General features: G+C 30.5%; 3 protein-coding genes. All 3 read right to left on the reverse strand.

What is annotated here, in order from left to right:
* Nucleotides 1-201: 201 nt before the first annotated feature.
* The 3 genes from GH664_RS22615 to GH664_RS22625 all read right to left on the reverse strand — a co-directional run bounded on the left by GH664_RS22615 (nt 202) and on the right by GH664_RS22625 (nt 1,614).
* Complete coding sequence (locus tag GH664_RS22615) at nt 202-495, reverse strand: hypothetical protein (protein ID WP_153170295.1); 294 nt, start codon at nt 493-495, stop codon at nt 202-204.
* Nucleotides 496-569: 74 nt separating this feature from the next.
* Nucleotides 570-1,115, reverse strand: coding sequence for an RNA polymerase sigma factor (locus GH664_RS22620; protein WP_153170296.1), 546 nt, complete (start codon nt 1,113-1,115; stop codon nt 570-572).
* 52 nt (nt 1,116-1,167) lie between these two features.
* Complete coding sequence (locus tag GH664_RS22625; protein WP_153170297.1) at nt 1,168-1,614, reverse strand: hypothetical protein; 447 nt, start codon at nt 1,612-1,614, stop codon at nt 1,168-1,170.
* Between the last annotated feature and the right edge of the window lie 21 nt (nt 1,615-1,635).

Raw genomic sequence — 1,635 nt, forward strand, 5'->3', positions numbered from 1 at the left:
AGCTGGTTTCTCTTCAGGCTTCTTTTCTTCTGGTTTAGAATCTTCTACTGCTTCTTTAGCTTTTTTCAAAGCTTCTAAGTTTCTTGCTGCTTTTGCACTTGGAGTCTTTCCACCTTTATTTCTTTTTGCCATATTGATTATGATTTTAAATAAATTAATAACTTAACAATTAATACACTTAAATTATGAAATTAAGTGCAGTCAACTGTCATCTTCTATCTCTGCATTGTTAGGCATGGTAGGTGTATCTTCTCTATCAGTTGTTACTAACGTCTCACCTCCGTCTTCCTGACCCATTTCATAAGATTGGTTATCTACTGTCCCTACAAAAGCAGTAGAACCTTGAGATGTGGGATTAGGAGCCATAGTAACAACTAACTCTTGAGAAGGAGTATCTGAGGTATTTGCAACTACCTTTTTTACTCCAGTACCTACAACAAAGCCTAGTAAAAGTACGCATACTAAGAATACGTACAAACTAGCACTTTTACACATTCTAGAAATGATAAAAGATGCTAATGCTCCTAAAAGGAGTAAACAAAAACTAGTCATATTGTTGAAAGTGTTTGTTAATAATCTGTTTTCTGTTTAAGTTTTTGTCTTGCTTTGTTTAAATCACCTTTTACAGCTAATTCATTCATTGCAAGCTTATTGGCTATCTCTTTATAAGATAAACCATCTATACGAGCATTAATTAAATCTCTATATTTTCTCTTAAGAGTAGGTATAGCTTGTAAGACTATATCTAACTTTTCCTTTAGAATCAAATCTTCTTCAGGACTTTTTTCTAAAGCAGATAGTTGAATTGGATTTTCATCTTCATCAACATAGTTATTTAATTGCTCTTTTTTGTTTCTACGTATATAATCTATTGATGCATTTACAGCAATAGTTTTTAACCACATATTAAATGAAATATGTTGAGTATACATAGATAATTTCTCATAAGCTTTAGTAAATACTACTGATGTTAAATCATCAGCAATATCTGTATTTTTGACTACACCCATAATAGTGTACCAAATATCAGTTTTATACTTATAGTATAATTTACTAAATGCTTTCTGAGAACCTTGTTTAGCTTGCTCTACTAGATCTATTATTTCTTGTGTCATATAGCTAAACTTTAGTGGATTGTAGTTAACCCAATAACTACAATCCTTAAATTCAGAAGGGAAGTTTTATGATTTCTTTACAGTAATAATTATTTACTGCTAGACATCTTTTATAGAATACATCTGAGATATGTTCTCTCCATTCTTCTTTCTCTTCTTCATTGAGAGGATATGCCATTTTCAATGACATATTAATAGCAATCCTTACTCTTACTAATCTTGTTTGAAGACTTAATATTTTATCTTCTAATAGATTATTAAGAATATCCATCCATAGTCTTCTATTTATCCACTTATTGATACTTAGACAAGTGTTACTAGTAACTATCTTAGATTTTAAATCAGGTGGTATATTTGCCCAATCATCTAATACACTATCTGCATATCCTAATACTTTAGTATCAAAATTAGCAGAAGATACAATCTTGTCTAAAGTAAACCTATAAGGTTCCTCTAATTCAGCATTGAGTGCTTCAATAATTCTCTTAAAATCCCTCATTATGTATCTTCGTTATGTGCT

The organism is Thauera sp. 2A1, assembly GCF_009469595.2.
Classification (GTDB): domain Bacteria; phylum Pseudomonadota; class Gammaproteobacteria; order Burkholderiales; family Rhodocyclaceae; genus Thauera.

Bases quoted from the DNA above. Each gene is read 5' to 3' on its own strand.
- GH664_RS22615 (WP_153170295.1), bottom strand. From the start codon at position 495: ATGTGTAAAAGTGCTAGTTTGTACGTATTCTTAGTATGCGTACTTTTA.
- GH664_RS22620 (WP_153170296.1), bottom strand. From the start codon at position 1,115: ATGACACAAGAAATAATAGATCTAGTAGAGCAAGCTAAACAAGGTTCT.
- GH664_RS22625 (WP_153170297.1), bottom strand. From the start codon at position 1,614: ATGAGGGATTTTAAGAGAATTATTGAAGCACTCAATGCTGAATTAGAG.